Raw genomic sequence first — 17,588 nt, 5'->3', positions numbered from 1 at the left:
GCCAAGCTCATGCGATTTGAAAAACTTCCATTTTCAAGCAGGTCGGTCGGATCAGCCTCCAGCTTTTCCGACCGGGTTGCGGCGCAATTTTATTCTTCGCCGCCACCCTCGACGTCGTCGCCGGCATCTCCTGCCTCGCCGGCAACGGCGTCATCTTCGACCGTCGTGTCATCTTCGCCTTCCGGCTCGCTGATGCGCTCGACGGACACGACCTTCTCATCCTTGGCGGTAGAGAAGATGGTGACGCCCTTGGTGGCACGGCTGGCGACGCGGATGCCGCCGACGGGAACGCGGATCAGCTGCCCGCCATCCGAGACGAGCATGATCTGATCGCCATCTTCGACCGGGAAGGCGGCAACGAGTTCGCCGATTTCGCCCGTCTTCGACGTGTCAGTGGCGCGGATGCCCTTGCCGCCGCGGCCGGAGATACGGAAATCATAGGAAGACGAACGCTTACCGAAGCCCTTTTCCGAAACCGTCAGGATGAACTGCTCAAGCGCCTTGAGTTCTTCGTAGCGCTCGTCGCCGAGCTGTCCCTCTTCGGTGACTTCCTCGCCGACCAGAGCGATTTCCTCATCGTCTCCCGTTGCGGAGCGACGTTCGTTGACGGAGCGCTTGAGATAGGCTGCGCGCTCCCAAGGTTCGGCATCCACATGCCGGACGATCGTCATCGAGATGATGCGGTCTCCGGATGCAAGGCTGATGCCGCGCACGCCGATGGAGTTGCGGCCGGCAAAGACGCGCACGTCCGAAACCGAGAAACGGATGCACTGGCCGAGCGCCGTCGTCATCAGCACGTCGTCGTGTTCCGTACAGGTCTCGACGGAGAGGATTTCATCGCCCTCCTCCTCGAGCTTCATGGCGATCTTGCCGTTGCGGTTCACCTGCACGAAATCCGACAGCTTGTTGCGGCGCACGGTTCCACGCGTCGTCGTGAACATGACGTCGAGATTGTCCCAGCTGCTCTCGTCCTCGGGCAGCGGCATGATCGTGGTGATGCGCTCGCCAGGCTCCAGCGGCAGCATGTTGATCAGTGCCTTGCCGCGCGAAGTCGGCGTGCCGATCGGCAGGCGCCAGACCTTTTCCTTATAGACGATACCGCGAGACGAGAAGAACAGAACGGGCGTATGCGTATTGAGAACAAATAGCCGCGTAACGAAATCTTCGTCCCGCGTCGTCATGCCCGAACGGCCCTTGCCACCACGACGCTGTGCGCGATAGGTGGTCAGCGGCACGCGCTTGATGTAGCCGAGATGGGAAACGGTGACGACCATGTCCTCGCGGGCGATCAGATCCTCATCGTCCATTTCGAGACCGCCGTCGATGATCTCGGTGCGGCGCGGCGTTCCGAATTCGTCGCGAACCGCAGCAAGCTCTTGTTTTACAATGGCTTGGATGCGGGCACGCGAAGAGAGGATATCCAGATAGTCCTTGATCTCGACGCCGATCTGATTGAGTTCCTCGTCGATTTCATCGCGGCCGAGAGCGGTCAGGCGAGCCAAGCGCAATTCGAGGATCGCCCGGGCCTGTTCCTCGGAGAGGTTGTAGGTGCCATCCTCGTTGATCCGGTGACGCGGATCGTCGATTAGCCGGATAAGGGATTCGACGTCTGCCGCATTCCAGCGACGCGTCATCAGCTCTTCGCGGGCCGATTGCGGATCCGGCGCCTGGCGAATGACGCGGATGACTTCGTCGATATTGGCGACCGCAATCGCCAGACCGACCAAGACGTGGGCGCGATCGCGCGCCTTGCGCAACAGATACTTGGTGCGGCGGCTGATGACTTCCTCACGGAATGCCACGAAAGCGCGCAGCATGTCCATCAAGTTCATCAGCTCGGGCTTGCCGCCGTTCAGCGCTACCATGTTGCAGCCGAAGGAGGTCTGCAGCGGCGTATAGCGATAAAGCTGATTCAGGATGACGTCGGCATTGGCATCGCGCTTCAGCTCGACGACGACGCGATAGCCCTGCCGGTCGGACTCATCGCGCAAATCCGAGATGCCCTCGATGCGCTTGTCGCGCACGAGTTCGGCCATCTTCTCGATCATCGACGCCTTGTTCACCTGGAAGGGAACCTCGGTGATGATGATCTGCTCGCGATCGCCGCGCATCGGCTCGATGGTCGCGACGCCGCGCATGACCACGGAGCCGCGGCCCGTCTCGTAGGCGGAACGGATGCCGGCACGGCCGAGAATTTTCGCACCCGTCGGGAAATCCGGACCGGGAATGATCTCCATTATCTCGGGCAGCTCGATCGCCGGATTGTCGATCAGCGCAATACAACCGTTGATGACTTCCGAGAGGTTGTGCGGCGGAATGTTCGTTGCCATGCCGACGGCGATACCACCCGAGCCATTGACAAGCAGGTTCGGAAAGCGCGCCGGCAGAACCTTCGGCTCTTCCGTCGTCGCGTCGTAGTTTTCCTGGAAATCGACCGTTTCCTTGTCGATATCCTCGAGAAGTTCGTGGGCGACCTTCGTCAGGCGCGATTCCGTATAACGCATCGCCGCCGGCGGGTCGCCGTCGATCGAGCCGAAATTGCCCTGTCCGTCGATGAGCGGCACGCGCATCGACCAATCCTGCGCCATGCGGACCAAGGCGTCATAGATCGAGGCGTCGCCATGCGGGTGGTAGCTACCCATGACATCAGCGACGGGACGGGCCGACTTCACGTATTTGCGGTTCCAGTGATAACCGCTCTGATGGGCCGCATAGAGGATGCGCCGGTGAACGGGCTTGAGACCGTCGCGAACGTCGGGAAGTGCGCGGCTGACGATCACGCTCATGGCGTAATCGAGATACGACCGCTGCATTTCCTCAATGATGGAAATCGGCTCGATGCCTGGCGGGAGCTTCCCGCCGCCGGGTGGTGTTTGCTCAGTCAAAACAGATCACGATCTCTTTTAGAATCACTGCGAAATTTATAGCCGAAAGGCCCTGCAAGCGCCAATTTTGACGGGTGCTTTTAAACAGGCTTTTGCCCCTTTAAGCCATGAAATCGAACATTTCCATGGCGTAACCCGCCAATAGCAGCGCATGGCTCTTTGCGAAAGCTCGTTCCTCGCATAACAATGATCGATAACAACGACAGAACAAGTTCCGGGGACTATATGGCGAGCGCGGACACGCTGATCAATGCCTTCACGACTCTGCTTGTTACCGTCGATCCGCCTGGGCTCGCCCCGCTTTTCATCGGGCTTACGGCGGGCATGAACCGCTCCGAGCGCAAACAGGTAGCGCTACGCGGCTCGCTGATCGCCTTCTTCATTCTGGCAGCCTTCGCCCTGTTCGGCGCGAGCGTCCTTGGCGTGCTCGGCATCTCCATCGGCGCTTTCCGCATTGCCGGCGGCCTGCTGCTTTTCTGGATCGCCTTCGAGATGGTGTTCGAGCGGCGGCAGGACAGAAAAGAGAAGACGACCGAAGTCGCGATCACCCAGGATCATATACGCAATATCGCGGTCTTCCCCCTCGCCCTGCCCTTGATCGCCGGCCCCGGGGCCATCTCGGCCACCATTCTGTTGGCCGGCTCGCTGCAGACGACGCTCGACCGCGCGCAACTGATCGGCGTCATCGCCGCAAATCTTTGCCTGGTCTTTGCCGCTTTGGCCATTTCGGACAGGCTAGACCGCATGCTGGGTGCAACCGGCCGCGCCATTCTGACCCGGTTGCTCGGGGTTATCCTTGCGGCGCTTGCCGCGCAGTTCGTTGTGGATGGCGCAAAAGCAGCGCTGACCCTTCAATAAAAAGCCCGCCTTGAAGGCAGGCCCTTCCAAAACGAGCGCAACACCAGCTCGGAACGGAATGTCATCATCCAAATCTCGCGAGAAGTTGCCCCCTGGCTGCTGCCACCAAAATTGCCGCCGCCACGGGAGCAGCTCTGCGATGAGGACTGGCCGTAATCGCCATCGCAATAACACACCGAAATTACCGCCGCAGCCGCCATCTTAGCCGGGTGAGGAGCTGTTCCTATTGCAAAGCTTCAGCGTATCGGATGATGCTCTGATTTTGCACGTTTTCGATCAATTCATCCGCACGGGATAAAAGCCGGCGGAGCAAGGGAGAGGAATTTGCTTCGTTGTATCCCAGAGTGAGATCAACCGTCGGAGGCACACCTTCCAGCGCTCTGGCAACAACGTTTGGTGCCAGCATATTTTGCGCATAAAGCGGGACAAGAGTAACTCCGCCCGTGGACGCGACGAGCGACATTGCCGACGATATGTTCTCGCCTTCGTACTTTGCCTTGAGCACGATCCCGGCACTTGATGCGTAATCCTGAATAGCAGCTTGCAATACCGGAGAGGTTCTCGCCGAACTGACGTAAATTTCGCGGGCAAGATCTTCCGGCCGAATCTTTTTGCGCGACGCCAAGCGATGGCCTGCCGGCAGCACGGCAAGCAGAGGCTCCTTCGCTAGCAATCTGAAGGATAGGCCCAAACTCTGTTTCTCGGGACGAAGGAAGGCTACGTCCAACTTCCCGCGCATTAAAGCAAGAGCAAGCTCCGGGGAGGACTGACTACACAACGTGACTTCGGTCTCCGGTGCTTCCTCGCGGATCATGCGCAATAGGTGAGGTAGCCACGTGACCTCCAGCCCAACCAGAAACCCCATAGCGAGTACGGGCCTTTTCGGCTGCGCCGTTCGCCGGGCGCCTTCGCTCGCCGCCTCGACTTGCAGAAGTGCCAGCCGAGCGTGATCCAGAAAAACGCGCCCCGCATCGGTAAGCACGACACCGCGCGCCTGTCGCTCTAATAGCTGAACGCCGACTTCCGATTCGAGATCGCGAATCTGCCGGCTCAACGACGGCTGCGAGGTGTTCAGTCGCCGCTGGGCAGCGGTCAACAAGCTGCCCTCCTCGGCAACCGCAATGAAGTAGCGTAAATGGCGGAGTTCCATCCGATCCTCGCTATACTTCCAAGGCATAGGTCAAACGTACAAAGTCTTTGTCACTGATGGAAGGGAAATCTACCTTCGCGCTGAAATCAACGAAGGAGAAAACAAAATGTCTACAGCATCCAAGCCTACCATCGTATTCTGCCATGGCCTCTGGGCGGATGGCTCATGCTTCAGCAAGGTGATCCCGGTCTTGCAGGCGGACGGACATGAGGTCATCGCCGTCCAATATGGCCTGGATTCGTTCGAAGAGGATGTGGCGATGATCAAGCGCACGCTCAACCGCGTCGGCAGCCCCGTCATCCTCGTTGGTCATTCCTACGGTGGCGCGACCATTACGGCCGCAGGCGTTGACCCGCGCGTGGCCGGCCTTGTCTATATCGCGGCCGTCGCCCCTGATGCTGGCGAAACCGTTCAGGACCAACTCAACAAATATCCCTCGGACATCTTCGGTTACGTTGAGATCGCAGACAACCGCGCTTGGTTGCTGCCGAACGGCACCCAATTCTTTTGCGGTGACCTTTCGCAAGAGGAGCAGAAGCTAGTCTGGGCGATCCACTTCGCGCCTGACGCCGACGTGCTCAACCAGCAGAAGCTGACGGCAGATCAGGTCGCGTGGCGAACCAAGCCGAGCTGGTATGTGCTCGCAACCGAAGACCATACGGTACACCCCGATCTGCAACGATGGGTTTCGAAGCGCATGGGAGCGAGTGTCACTGAGGTGGCGAGCAGCCATGTGCCGATGCTCTCCAAGCCCGATGTCGTAATCGAGGTCATCCGAAGGGCTGTCGCCGCTGTTCAGAGCGGCTGACGAGGGTCGTTTTACCCGACGAATATGGAGAGACTGCCGCAGGGCGGTCTCTCTCGCCGATGTGAAGCATCGCGGAACGCCGGCAGGCCTTTCCCAGGCACTCGCGGCAGACAGCACTGCAATGTTCCCATCTACGGGTACGACCTTCATTTCAAGGAAATATTATGTCGTATCAGATATTTGGGCGGCGTTAATTTACAGAACCTTCCGCCTTCTCTTTTAGAACGGGATGTCATCATCCAGATCGCGCGAGAAATTACCGCCGCCGCCCTGGTTGCTGCCACCACGGTTGCCACCGCCAGCGCGGGAGGAGCCCTGCGAAGAGGACTGGCCATAATCGTCGCCGCCGCCGTAATCACCGCCGAAATCACCACCGCCACGACCACCGCGGCTGCCGCCTTCAATGGAACCGCCGCCTTCGCCGCGGCCATCGAGCATGGTCAGCGTCGAATTGAAGCCCTGGAGCACGACTTCGGTCGAATAGCGATCCTGACCATTCTGATCCTGCCATTTGCGGGTTTGCAGCGCGCCTTCGATGTAGACCTTGGCGCCCTTCTTCAAATACTGTTCCGCAACCTTGCAGAGACCTTCATTGAAGATGACGACACGGTGCCACTCAGTCTTTTCCTTGCGCTCGCCGGAATTGCGATCGCGCCAGGTTTCTGAGGTCGCAACGTTGAGGTTGGCGATCGGGCGGCCGTCCTGCGTGCGGCGGATTTCCGGGTCCGCCCCGAGATTTCCAACCAGAATTACCTTATTCACACTACCGGCCATGATACCACCCTGCTTGCCGCCCATCGACGGCTTTGAAATTCTATCCAAGCACCTTAACCCATAGCGGCTGTCAGGCGCTATTTATGCGGCCTTCCCAGTTCCGTTCATCCACAAAGAAATCGCCGCGATAATTTTGTTCTTTATTTGTTCTAATTTGTCTCTATGATCTTGTCAACGGAATCGAAAACCCGGGCTCCACCCTTCATTTCAGCCTCGACTCGCGGGCTGACATCACTAAATAAAGGCAGACCCAAAAGGACCTGCATACGACGATGAGCGAACTGAAGACTATTTCCATACGTGGTGCGCGCGAGCACAATCTCAAGGGCATCGATCTCGACCTGCCGCGTAACAAGCTGATCGTCATGACCGGCCTTTCCGGCTCCGGCAAGTCGTCGCTTGCCTTCGACACGATTTATGCCGAGGGACAGCGCCGCTATGTCGAAAGCCTTTCGGCCTATGCACGCCAGTTCCTGGAAATGATGCAGAAGCCGGATGTCGATCAGATCGACGGCCTCTCGCCGGCGATTTCGATCGAGCAGAAGACCACGTCGCGCAATCCGCGCTCGACGGTCGGCACGGTCACCGAGATCTATGACTACATGCGTCTGCTGTTTGCGCGCGTCGGCGTCCCCTATTCGCCGGTCACGGGCCTGCCGATCGAGAGCCAGACGGTCAGCCAGATGGTCGACCGGGTGCTCGCTTATGAAGAAGGCACCAGGCTTTATATTCTGGCACCGCTCGTGCGCGGCCGTAAGGGCGAGTACAAGAAGGAACTGGCGGAGCTCATGAAAAAGGGCTTCCAGCGCGTCAAGGTCGACGGCCAGTTCTACGAGATCGCCGATGTGCCGGCGCTCGACAAGAAATATAAGCACGACATCGACGTGGTCGTCGACCGTATCGTCGTCCGGCCCGACATGGCGGCGCGTCTCGCCGACAGCTTCGAGACCTCTTTGCGGCTTGCCGACGGTCTTGCGGTTGCGGAATTCGCCGACAAGCCGTTGCGGCCGGAGGAAACCGCCGCCGGCGGTTCGGCCAACAAGTCGCTGAACGAAACGCATGAGCGCGTGCTGTTCTCGGAGAAATTCGCCTGCCCGGTTTCCGGCTTCACCATTCCGGAGATCGAACCGCGCCTGTTTTCGTTCAACAATCCCTTCGGCGCCTGCCCGTCCTGCGACGGCCTCGGCTCGCAGCAGAAGATCGATCCGGACCTGATCGTGCCGGAACCGGAACGCACGCTGCGCGATGGTGCCGTCGCCCCCTGGGCCAAGTCGACTTCGCCCTATTACAATCAGACGCTGGAAGCGCTTGGCAAGCATTATGGCTTCAAACTCGGCAATCGATGGAACGAATTGTCCGACAAGGCCAAGGATGTGATCCTGAACGGCACGGAAGACAAGATCGAATTCCATTATGCCGATGGCGCACGCTCCTACACCACGCACAAGAATTTCGAAGGCATCGTGCCGAACCTCGAGCGCCGCTGGAAGGAGACGGATTCCGCCTGGGCGCGCGAGGAGATCGAACGCTTCATGTCGGCAGCCCCCTGCCCGGCCTGCAACGGCTATCGCCTGAAACCGGAGGCCCTGGCGGTCAAGATCAACAAACTGCACATCAGCCAGGTGGCGGAGATGTCGATCCGCGTTGCCCGGGACTGGTTCGACACGCTGCCGGGAACTTTCACTGACAAGCAGAACGAGATTGCGGTCCGCATCCTCAAGGAAATCCGCGATCGCCTGCGCTTCCTCAACGATGTCGGTCTCGAATATCTGAGCCTGTCGCGCAACTCAGGCACGCTTTCAGGCGGCGAGAGCCAGCGCATCCGGCTGGCATCGCAGATAGGTTCGGGATTGACGGGCGTTCTCTACGTTCTCGACGAGCCGTCCATCGGCCTGCATCAGCGCGACAATGCCCGCCTGCTGGAGACGCTGAAGCATCTGCGGGATATCGGCAACACCGTCATCGTCGTCGAGCACGACGAGGATGCGATCCTGACCGCCGATGATGTCGTCGATATCGGTCCGGCGGCCGGCGTGCATGGCGGCCAGGTGGTGGCACATGGCACGCCGCAGGATATCATGGCGAACCCGAAGTCACTGACCGGTAAATATCTTTCCGGCGAACTCGGCGTGCCGGTTCCGGACGAGCGCCGCAAGCCGAAGAAGGGCAAGGAAATCAAGGTCGTCGGCGCGAGAGGCAACAACCTCAAGAACGTCACGGCGTCTATCCCGCTCGGTGTCTTCACTGCAGTTACCGGCGTGTCCGGCGGCGGCAAGTCCACCTTCCTGATCGAGACGCTTTACAAGTCGGCAGCGCGGCGCGTCATGGGCGCCCGCGAAATCCCGGCCGATCACGACCGTATCGACGGTTTCGAGCATATCGACAAGGTGATCGATATCGACCAGTCGCCGATCGGCCGCACGCCGCGCTCGAACCCGGCGACCTATACCGGCGCCTTCACGCCGATCCGCGACTGGTTCGCCGGATTGCCGGAAGCAAAGGCGCGCGGCTATCAGCCCGGCCGTTTCTCTTTCAACGTCAAGGGAGGCCGCTGCGAGGCGTGCCAGGGCGACGGTGTCATCAAGATCGAGATGCACTTCCTGCCCGACGTCTACGTGACCTGCGATGTCTGCCACGGCAAGCGCTACAACCGCGAAACCCTCGACGTCACCTTCAAGACCAAGTCGATCGCCGACGTGCTCGACATGACGGTTGAGGAAGGCGTCGATTTCTTCGCGGCCGTCCCCGCCGTGCGCGACAAGCTGCAGAGCCTCAAGGATGTCGGCCTTGGCTATATCAAAGTTGGCCAGCAGGCCAACACGCTTTCGGGTGGCGAGGCGCAGCGCGTCAAGCTAGCCAAGGAACTGTCGAAGCGATCGACGGGCCGCACGCTCTATATTCTCGACGAGCCGACCACCGGGCTGCACTTCCACGACGTCGCCAAGCTTCTGGAAATGCTGCACGAACTGGTCAATCAGGGCAATTCCGTCGTGGTGATCGAGCACAATCTCGAAGTCATCAAGACGGCCGACTGGATCCTTGATTTCGGTCCGGAAGGTGGCGATGGCGGCGGCGAGATCGTTGCGGTTGGAACGCCGGAAGCGGTCGTCAGCGAAAGGCGCTCCTACACGGGGCAGTTCCTGAAGGAGCTGCTGGAGCGGCGTCCGGTGAAGAAGGTTGCAGCAGCGGAGTGAGGTTCACTCGGACGAACGTCCAAGGAGGAGAGAATGACCAAAGCGGGCGAGATCCGTACAGGCATAGGCGGCTGGACTTTCGAACCCTGGCGCGGGACCTTTTATCCCGACACGCTCAAGCAGAAGGATGAGCTGAACTACGCCAGCCGCCAGCTGAAAGTGATCGAGGTCAACGGCACCTATTACAGCACGCAGAAGCCCGAGGTCTTCGCCAAATGGGCTGCCGACGTCCCCGACGGCTTCATCTTCTCTCTGAAGGCCACCCGCTTCGTCACCAACCGTCGCGTGCTTGCCGAAGCGGGCGAATCCATGCAGCGCTTTCTGGAATCCGGCATCAGCGAGCTCGGCGATCATCTCGGCCCCCTGCTCTGGCAGTTCGCGCCGACGAAGAAGTTCGACCCGGATGACTTCGAGGCATTCCTGAAACTGCTGCCGGCGAAGCAGGATGGCCTTGCACTCAAGCACGTCGTCGAAGTTCGCCACGATTCCTTCAAGGTGCCGGACTTCATTGCGTTGCTTGAAAAGTATAATGTGGCGCCGGTCTGTGCCGAGCATTTCGAGTATCCGATGATCGCCGATGTGACGGCCGATTTCGTCTATGCCCGCCTGCAGAAAGGCTCGGACGACATCAAGACCTGCTATCCACCGAAGGACCTGAAAGCCTGGGCGGATCGCCTGAAGACATGGGCCGCAGGCAAGGTGCCGGACGATCTGCCGCTGGTCGACGAGAAGCGCAAGGTCAAGACGGAGCCGCGCGATGTCTTTGCCTTCATGATCCATGAGGGCAAGGTGAATGCGCCTCCGGGCGCGATCGCATTGCAGCAGGAAGTGGCGAAGTAGCGCTATAGCGGCTTGACGGCTGCCACGAGGTCTTCGGCCGTCAGCCCCTTGCCGGCATGTTGGCCTGCAAGACCATGCAGCCAGACGCCAGCTGCTGCCGCCTCGAAGGCCGGCACCCCTTGCGCCATCAGGCCGCCGACAATGCCGGCGAGCACATCTCCGGAGCCGGCCGTGGCAAGCCAGGGCGGGGCGTTGGCATTGATCAAGGCCCTACCATCCGGGGCGGCAATCACGCTATCGGCCCCCTTATAGATGATCGCGGCATGGGCTCTAGCAGCAGCAGCCCTCGCCTTGTCGATCTTGCTCAACGTCTCGTCGGCGGCAATATCCGGAAAGAGCCGCGCAAACTCTCCCTCATGCGGCGTCAGCACCAAGCGTGTCGGTCCTTCGGCGAAGGCATCGAACAATCGCTGCGGGTCATCGCGAAACGACGTGATACCGTCCGCGTCCAGCACCAGATGGCGATCCGCGAGCGCGAGGCAGAACTGGCGCGCTTTCTCGCCGGCACCGAAGCCTGGCCCGAGAATGAAAGTTGAGAGTCGCTGATCGGCGAGCCATTGCCGCAACGACGCTTCATCCTCGACAGCGTGCAGCATGATCGCGGTCAGCAGTCCGGCATTGACGTCGAGCGCTTCTGGCGGCGAGGCGATGGTGACGAGCCCTGCCCCAGCCTTCAGCCCAGCCATGGCCGACATGCGCGCAGCACCCGTCGCGTTCGGTCCGCCTGAGAAGACGACCAGATGGCCGCGCTTGTATTTGTGCGTATCTGCGCCCGCCGACGGGATCTTGGCCTGCCACTGTGCCGGCGCATTTTGCGCGATCAGATTGTCAGCATGGGCGCGAACGATGCGGGCAGGAATGCCGATATCGAAAACCTCCAGCTCGCCGCACAGATCGCGACCTGGAAGAAGAAGGTGGCCCGGCTTGCGCGTCATGAAGGTAACGGTGCGCGCGGCATGGAAGGCTGCTCCGAGGATCCGGCCGCTACGCCCGTCGACGCCGGACGGCAGATCAACGGCGATGACGGGAACTTTCGCTTCGGTGATTTTGGCGATGACGGTGGCCACCTCATCCGGAACGGGGCGGGAAAGCCCCGCTCCGAAGATGGCGTCGATCACCACATCGCCGGCCTTCGGAACATAGCTGCCGATCGTCTCGCCTCCGACAGGACAATCGGCAAAGGCGCGGGCTGCATCGCCCTTAAGCCGCTTGGGATCGCCAAGATAGCAAAGCCGTAGTTCGGCGCCGGCCTGCTGTAGTGCGCGCGCCGCGACATACCCGTCCCCGCCATTGTTGCCCGGCCCGCAAAGTACGACATATCGATACGCTTCGGGAAAGTGCCGGAGCGCTGCGGCGGCCACAGCCTGGCCGGCCCTTTCCATGAGCCCATAGGAATCGATACCGGAGGCGGCGGCGGCGCTGTCGACAGCAGCCATATCGTCGGGCGTGAGGAGAAGGTCGGCAAGCGTCAACATCATGCAACCATTATAGATGCGAAATCTGCCTCAAAAACAACCGCTTTCGTAGCGTGCAATTTGATCGATAAATGTGCATTTGCATAATAGTTAAACAATAACATTCAATGGCTTGCCGGAGCATCGACATGGCATGCATGGCACTTTTTTGCGAAATTTTGCTTATCCCATGCATTTCGGCGCGAAATCGCTTCCATTTTTCCGAAAAATCCTCATCAATCCATTGTCTCGGTGCGAATTCATCGGGATTTTCTACGGCAGCTCGTTCGCAACTGGCATGATACGTGCATCACGTTGGCCGAGCGGGGAGTAGTCCTGCTGTAACAGGAAAAGCGGAGAGACATTTTCTCATGAAAAAGATCGAAGCGATCATTAAGCCCTTCAAGCTCGATGAAGTGAAGGAAGCCCTTCAGGAAGTCGGCCTGCAGGGCATCACCGTCACGGAAGCGAAGGGCTTCGGTCGTCAAAAGGGCCACACGGAGCTTTACCGTGGCGCCGAATACGTCGTCGACTTCCTGCCGAAGGTGAAGGTCGAGGTTGTATTGGCGGACGAAAATGCGGAGGCGGTGATCGAGGCCATCCGCAAGGCTGCGCAAACAGGCCGTATCGGCGACGGAAAGATTTTCGTTTCCAACGTGGAAGAAGTCATTCGAATCCGCACCGGTGAGACGGGTATCGACGCCATTTAATCTGCCCGGCCCGTCAGGCCGCGGCTCGTTTAATCGTCATCTAAGTCAAGGGAAGTAATTTAATGACGACCGCAAGCGAAATTTTGAAACAAATCAAGGACAACGACGTCAAGTTCGTCGACCTGCGCTTCACCGACCCGAAGGGCAAGCTGCAGCACCTGACGATGGATATCGTCTGTGTCGACGAGGACATGTTCGCCGATGGCGTCATGTTCGACGGCTCCTCGATTGCCGGTTGGAAGGCCATCAATGAATCCGACATGGTGCTGATGCCCGATCCGGACACGGTCCATATGGATCCGTTCTTCGCGCAGTCCACCATGGTGATCCTCTGCGACATCCTCGACCCGGTCTCCGGCGAAGCCTATAACCGCGACCCGCGCGGCACCGCCAAGAAGGCCGAAGCTTATCTCAAGGCCTCGGGCATCGGCGACACCGCCTTCTTCGGCCCGGAAGCCGAATTCTTCGTTTTCGACGACGTCAAGTACAAGGCTGACCCGTACAATACGGGCTTCAAGCTCGATTCCAGCGAACTGCCGTCCAACGATGACACCGATTACGAAACGGGCAATCTCGGCCACCGTCCGCGCGTCAAGGGCGGCTACTTCCCGGTCCCGCCGATCGACAGCTGCCAGGACATGCGCTCCGAGATGCTGACGGTTCTCACCGAAATGGGCGTCGTCGTCGAAAAGCATCACCACGAAGTGGCAGCCGCCCAGCACGAACTCGGCATCAAGTTCGACACACTGGTGCGCAACGCCGACAAGATGCAGATCTACAAGTATGTCGTGCACCAGGTCGCCAATGCCTACGGCAAGACGGCAACCTTCATGCCGAAGCCGATCTTCGGCGACAACGGCTCGGGCATGCATGTCCATCAGTCGATCTGGAAGGGCGGCAAGCCGACCTTCGCCGGCGACGAATATGCAGGCCTCTCGGAAAGCTGCCTCTACTACATCGGCGGCATCATCAAGCATGCCAAGGCGATCAACGCCTTCACCAATCCGTCGACGAACTCCTACAAGCGTCTCGTCCCGGGTTATGAAGCTCCGGTTCTGCTTGCTTACTCGGCCCGCAACCGTTCCGCCTCCTGCCGCATTCCGTTCGGCACCAACCCGAAGGCAAAGCGCGTCGAAGTCCGCTTCCCCGACCCGACCGCCAACCCCTATCTCGGCTTTGCCGCGATGCTGATGGCTGGCCTCGACGGCATCAAGAACAAGATCCATCCCGGCAAGGCCATGGACAAGGATCTCTACGACCTGCCGCCGAAGGAGCTGAAGAAGATCCCGACGGTTTGCGGCTCGCTGCGCGAAGCTCTGGAAAGTCTCGATAAGGACCGCAAGTTCCTGACGGCCGGCGGTGTCTTCGACGACGACCAGATCGATGCTTTCATCGAGCTGAAGATGCAGGAAGTCATGCGCTTCGAAATGACCCCGCATCCAGTCGAATACGACATGTACTATTCGGTCTGATAGCGGATGCGAAAGCCCCGGCTTGCCGGGGCTTTCTTCATGATTGGGAAGCCGGTGGCAGGTCTCCCGCCCGATGGTGTTTTCGCATTGAGCTATCGCTCGCTGTCCAGTTGAAGAGCCGGGCCGAATGTGACAGTTCAATGAAGGAATGGGGGCAAAATCCTTGATATCAGTGGTGAAAGTCACCACATGATTGCTTGAAAGGAAGTCGTGCCATGAAACAACGAAACGCAAAATTCAATATTGGCGACGTGGTTCGACACCGGATGTTCCCCTTCCGCGGTGTCATCTTCGATGTCGATCCGGAATTCGCAAACACCGAGGAATGGTGGAATTCCATTCCGGCCGAAGTGCGGCCCGAAAAGGACCAGCCATTCTATCACCTTCTCGCCGAAAACGACGAGACTGAGTATGTCGCCTACGTATCGGAACAGAATCTGATCAACGATGAGAGCGGTGCCCCGCTCCGCAATCCGCAGATCGCCCAGATTTTCGACCAGGCGCCGACGGGCCAGTTCAAACCTAAGATGAGCTTCGCCCACTAAGAGCCTGCCAGATAAGTTCTTTTTAAAAGGGAAGATGCCCCAAGCGTCTTCCCTTTTTCATTTGCAACATGCGGTCGATAGCAGCAAAAAAGCCCGGATTGCTCCGGGCTTTTTCAATAAGGCAAAGTTTTAGAAGCTTACTGCTGCTTGGCGGCCTTTTGGGCGTCTTCCAGCTTCTTGCGTGCTTCCTCGGCCTTCTTCTGCATGCTGTCCTGCAGGCTCTTCTGGCTTTCAGCGAGCTTGCTGTCGGAGATTGCCGGACCGTCATAAGCGGCACCAAAACCGGTGAGCGAAATCTTGATCGGGTTCGGCGCACGGCGGAAGTTGATCGAGGTGAAGGTCACATCCGTGCCCTTCTTCAGCGAGTTGATCATGGCGTCGGTCAAGGGCACTTCAGCCGTGCACTTGTCCGGAAGGCAGACGGCGTAATCGAGCTTCTGGCCCTTGCCGCCATCAACCTGCATGGTGATGCCGGGCGGGATCAGGCGAGCCGTGGGAACGGAGATCTGCAGGATCTTGCGGTTGACCTTGCCATCGACGGAGATGAGGCCGACTGCCGTGACCAGCTGGCCATTGTTGGCCATGATCAGGTTCTGCACGATGCAGATATCGGCATCGTCCTGCTTGGTGCAGGTCTTGTACCAGCCCAGGCGCGGCTGATTGGGATCGTTGCCGCCATCGGCAGGAGCTGCGTTGGACGCGTCCTGAGCGAAGGCAGCAGCCGGCATGGCCGCGCCGATCATGAGAGCCAGAGCAGAGAGACCTGCCCGCATTTTGTTGTCAGTCTTGAACATCATAGCGAAACCGCCTCCTGAAATCCGCTTCGAAACGACAGCGCGCCGTCCCATGCAATTCGGGTCAAACCGTCGTCCACCTGTCGAATGAATAAGGCAAATACATGACCCGAGAAACCCGGCACCCCTGTTACATCGCACTGGCACGGATATCCAGCTTTTCTTTGGTCTTTTCCGCCAAGTCCTAAGATTTCCGCAGTCGCGTGTTGAATTCGGCACGCTCATGATAATGTTCGGCCGAATCGTACCCTTACCGGAAAGGATGCCATGCTAGCGCTCCGGATCGCTGCCTTCCTGCTCTTCGCAACCTTGTGCAACGCCGCCGCGGCTCAGCCGCTCTATGGCATCGCCACGCATGGAGATCCGGCCCTGCCGGCGGACTTTAAGCATTTCCCTTACGTCAATCCGGATGTGAAAAAGGGCGGGCGCATCAGCTATGGCGTCGTCGGCACCTTCGACAACCTCAACCCCTTCATTTTGAAGAGCATGCGCACCACGGCGCGCGGCATGTGGGACCCGGAATTCGGCAACCTTATCTACGAACCACTAATGCTGCGCTCGCGTGATGAACCCTTCACGCTTTACGGATTACTGGCACAGACCGTCGAATGGGACGACAGCAGGAGCTATATCCAGTTCAATCTCAATCCCGCCGCCAAATGGTCCGACGGACAGCCGGTGACGCCTGACGACGTGGTCTTCACCTTCCAGCTCCTGCGTGAGAAGGGACGCATACCCTTCTCGTCCTGGCTCGACACGATCGGCTCGATCGAGAAGGTCGGCGAGCGTAGCGTGATGGTCCGATTCAACGAGAAGGGCAATCGCGAAACGCCTGTCATCATCGCGTCGTCGCTGCCGATCCTGCCGAAACATGCGACCGATCCCGACAATTTCGACCGGACCACGCTCAGTATTCCGGTCGGCTCCGGCCCGTATCGGGTGAAAAGCGTCGATCCCGGCCAGCGAATCACCTTCGAGCGCAATCCCGATTATTGGGGCAAGGACATTCCGACGAAGGTCGGCGTCGACAATTACGATCAGATCGTGGTGAACTACTTCCTGCAGGACACGACCTTATTCGAGTCCTTCAAGAAGGGTGATATCGATATCTACCCGGACGGCAGTCCCGCGCATTGGCAGCAGGCCTATAACTTTCCGGCAGTCGGCTCCGGCGCCGTCGTCAAGGAGACGTTTACGCCGAAGCTGCCGAGCGGCATGCTAGGCTTCGTCTTCAACATGCGCCGGCCGATGTTTGCCGACAAGAATGTGCGCAAGGGCCTGACGCTCGCCTTCGATTTCGAATGGTTCAATCGCAATCTGGCTTCCAGCGCCTATACACGAACGGAAAGCTACTGGCAGAATTCCGATCTGTCCTCTTTCGGCGTACCTGCCGGTGCCAACGAGCTCGCGATGCTCGGCCCAATCAAGGATCGTATCGACGCCGACGTTCTTAATGGCACCTACAAACTCCCTGTCAGCGATGGCTCCGGCCGCGACCGCAAGGTTCTGCGCAAGGCCGTCAATTTCCTGAAGCAGGGCGGCTATACGATCAAGGGCGAACGCATGGTCGATAGTGCTGGGCGGCAGCTCAGCTTCGAGATCATGACGCAGAATGCGGATCAGGAGCGTATTGCCATCGCCTATCGCCGCTCGCTGGCGCTGCTCGGCATTGCCGTTACGATCCGCACCGTCGACGATTCGCAATACCAGCTGCGCACGACGAACTACGATTATGACGTGATCATCAAATCCTATCCGTCGTCGCTGTCGCCAGGCATCGAACAGGTGCCGCGCTGGGGCTCTGCCGCCGCCAAAATGCCGGGAAGCCTGAACTTTGCCGGGGTCGAAGATCCGGACGTCGATACGTTGATCAATCACTTCCTGACGGCCCATTCGGCCGAGGATTTCCGCGACGCCGTGCGCTCCTTCGATCGCGTATTGATTTCAGGCTATTATATCGCGCCGCTTTACCATATCGCACAGCAGTGGGTGGCACGGCGCAGCCATATCGCCCATTCCGGCGTATTGCCGCTCTATGGCTATTACCTGCCCGCATGGTGGGACACCTCGGCACAGTAGCGTTGCATGGTTCCCTTTCGGTAAC

13 protein-coding genes are annotated in these 17,588 nt (G+C 59.2%); 8 read left to right on the top strand and 5 right to left on the bottom strand.

Annotated elements, in window-relative coordinates:
- Positions 1-89: 89 nt before the first annotated feature.
- Positions 90-2,885 (bottom strand): DNA gyrase subunit A, encoded by a 2,796-nt coding sequence (gene gyrA / locus FP026_RS27215; RefSeq protein ID WP_149637684.1) that lies wholly within the window; start codon positions 2,883-2,885, stop codon positions 90-92.
- 225 nt (positions 2,886-3,110) lie between these two features.
- Between gyrA and FP026_RS27210 the strand changes: the two genes are divergently transcribed.
- Positions 3,111-3,743: a MarC family protein gene (locus FP026_RS27210; protein ID WP_149637683.1), complete on the top strand. Its 633-nt coding sequence runs from the start codon at positions 3,111-3,113 to the stop codon at positions 3,741-3,743.
- A 223-nt stretch (positions 3,744-3,966) separates the two neighbouring features.
- On the opposite strand, the gene FP026_RS27205 is transcribed toward FP026_RS27210, so the two are convergent.
- Complete coding sequence (locus FP026_RS27205) at positions 3,967-4,893, bottom strand: LysR family transcriptional regulator (RefSeq protein WP_149637682.1); 927 nt, start codon at positions 4,891-4,893, stop codon at positions 3,967-3,969.
- 106 nt (positions 4,894-4,999) lie between these two features.
- Between FP026_RS27205 and FP026_RS27200 the strand changes: the two genes are divergently transcribed.
- Positions 5,000-5,701 carry an alpha/beta fold hydrolase gene (locus FP026_RS27200; protein ID WP_149637681.1) on the top strand — a complete coding sequence of 234 codons (702 nt, stop codon included), beginning with the start codon at positions 5,000-5,002 and terminating at the stop codon, positions 5,699-5,701.
- Positions 5,702-5,920: 219 nt separating this feature from the next.
- Here FP026_RS27200 and FP026_RS27195 read toward each other — a convergent pair whose 3' ends face one another.
- Positions 5,921-6,475, bottom strand: a complete 555-nt coding sequence (locus tag FP026_RS27195; protein ID WP_149637710.1) for a single-stranded DNA-binding protein — start codon at positions 6,473-6,475, stop codon at positions 5,921-5,923.
- Between the two features lie 272 nt (positions 6,476-6,747).
- Between FP026_RS27195 and uvrA the strand changes: the two genes are divergently transcribed.
- Together uvrA and FP026_RS27185 are read left to right on the top strand one after the other, a co-directional pair.
- Positions 6,748-9,669, top strand: a complete 2,922-nt coding sequence (uvrA, locus tag FP026_RS27190) for an excinuclease ABC subunit UvrA (protein WP_149637680.1) — start codon at positions 6,748-6,750, stop codon at positions 9,667-9,669.
- 33 nt (positions 9,670-9,702) lie between these two features.
- Positions 9,703-10,509: a DUF72 domain-containing protein gene (locus FP026_RS27185; RefSeq protein ID WP_149637679.1), complete on the top strand. Its 807-nt coding sequence runs from the start codon at positions 9,703-9,705 to the stop codon at positions 10,507-10,509.
- 2 nt (positions 10,510-10,511) lie between these two features.
- Here FP026_RS27185 and FP026_RS27180 read toward each other — a convergent pair whose 3' ends face one another.
- Entirely contained in the window at positions 10,512-11,987 is a 1,476-nt protein-coding gene (locus FP026_RS27180; protein WP_149637678.1) for an NAD(P)H-hydrate dehydratase, read from the bottom strand.
- Between the two features lie 347 nt (positions 11,988-12,334).
- On the opposite strand from FP026_RS27180, the gene FP026_RS27175 reads away from it, so the two are divergent.
- The 3 genes from FP026_RS27175 (at position 12,335) to hspQ (ending at position 14,690) form a co-directional block, all read left to right on the top strand.
- A complete protein-coding gene (locus FP026_RS27175; RefSeq protein ID WP_015339877.1) occupies positions 12,335-12,673 on the top strand; it encodes a P-II family nitrogen regulator in 339 nt (112 codons plus the stop codon).
- Between the two features lie 62 nt (positions 12,674-12,735).
- Positions 12,736-14,145 carry a type I glutamate--ammonia ligase gene (gene glnA, locus FP026_RS27170; protein WP_149637677.1) on the top strand — a complete coding sequence of 470 codons (1,410 nt, stop codon included), beginning with the start codon at positions 12,736-12,738 and terminating at the stop codon, positions 14,143-14,145.
- Between the two features lie 215 nt (positions 14,146-14,360).
- Positions 14,361-14,690, top strand: coding sequence for a heat shock protein HspQ (gene hspQ / locus FP026_RS27165; protein WP_149637676.1), 330 nt, complete (start codon positions 14,361-14,363; stop codon positions 14,688-14,690).
- A 137-nt stretch (positions 14,691-14,827) separates the two neighbouring features.
- Here the strand turns inward: hspQ and FP026_RS27160 are convergent, their stop codons facing one another.
- Positions 14,828-15,487, bottom strand: a complete 660-nt coding sequence (locus FP026_RS27160) for an invasion associated locus B family protein (protein WP_112340779.1) — start codon at positions 15,485-15,487, stop codon at positions 14,828-14,830.
- 264 nt (positions 15,488-15,751) lie between these two features.
- Between FP026_RS27160 and FP026_RS27155 the strand changes: the two genes are divergently transcribed.
- Positions 15,752-17,563 carry an extracellular solute-binding protein gene (locus FP026_RS27155; protein WP_149637675.1) on the top strand — a complete coding sequence of 604 codons (1,812 nt, stop codon included), beginning with the start codon at positions 15,752-15,754 and terminating at the stop codon, positions 17,561-17,563.
- Positions 17,564-17,588 lie beyond the last annotated feature (25 nt).

Origin of the sequence: Martinezella tropici (assembly GCF_008370325.1) — a bacterium.
GTDB classification, from domain to species: Bacteria; Pseudomonadota; Alphaproteobacteria; order Rhizobiales; family Rhizobiaceae; genus Rhizobium; species Rhizobium tropici_B.
The sequence above is the reverse complement of the archived record's forward strand: the minus strand, read 5'-3'. Positions and strand labels throughout refer to the sequence as shown.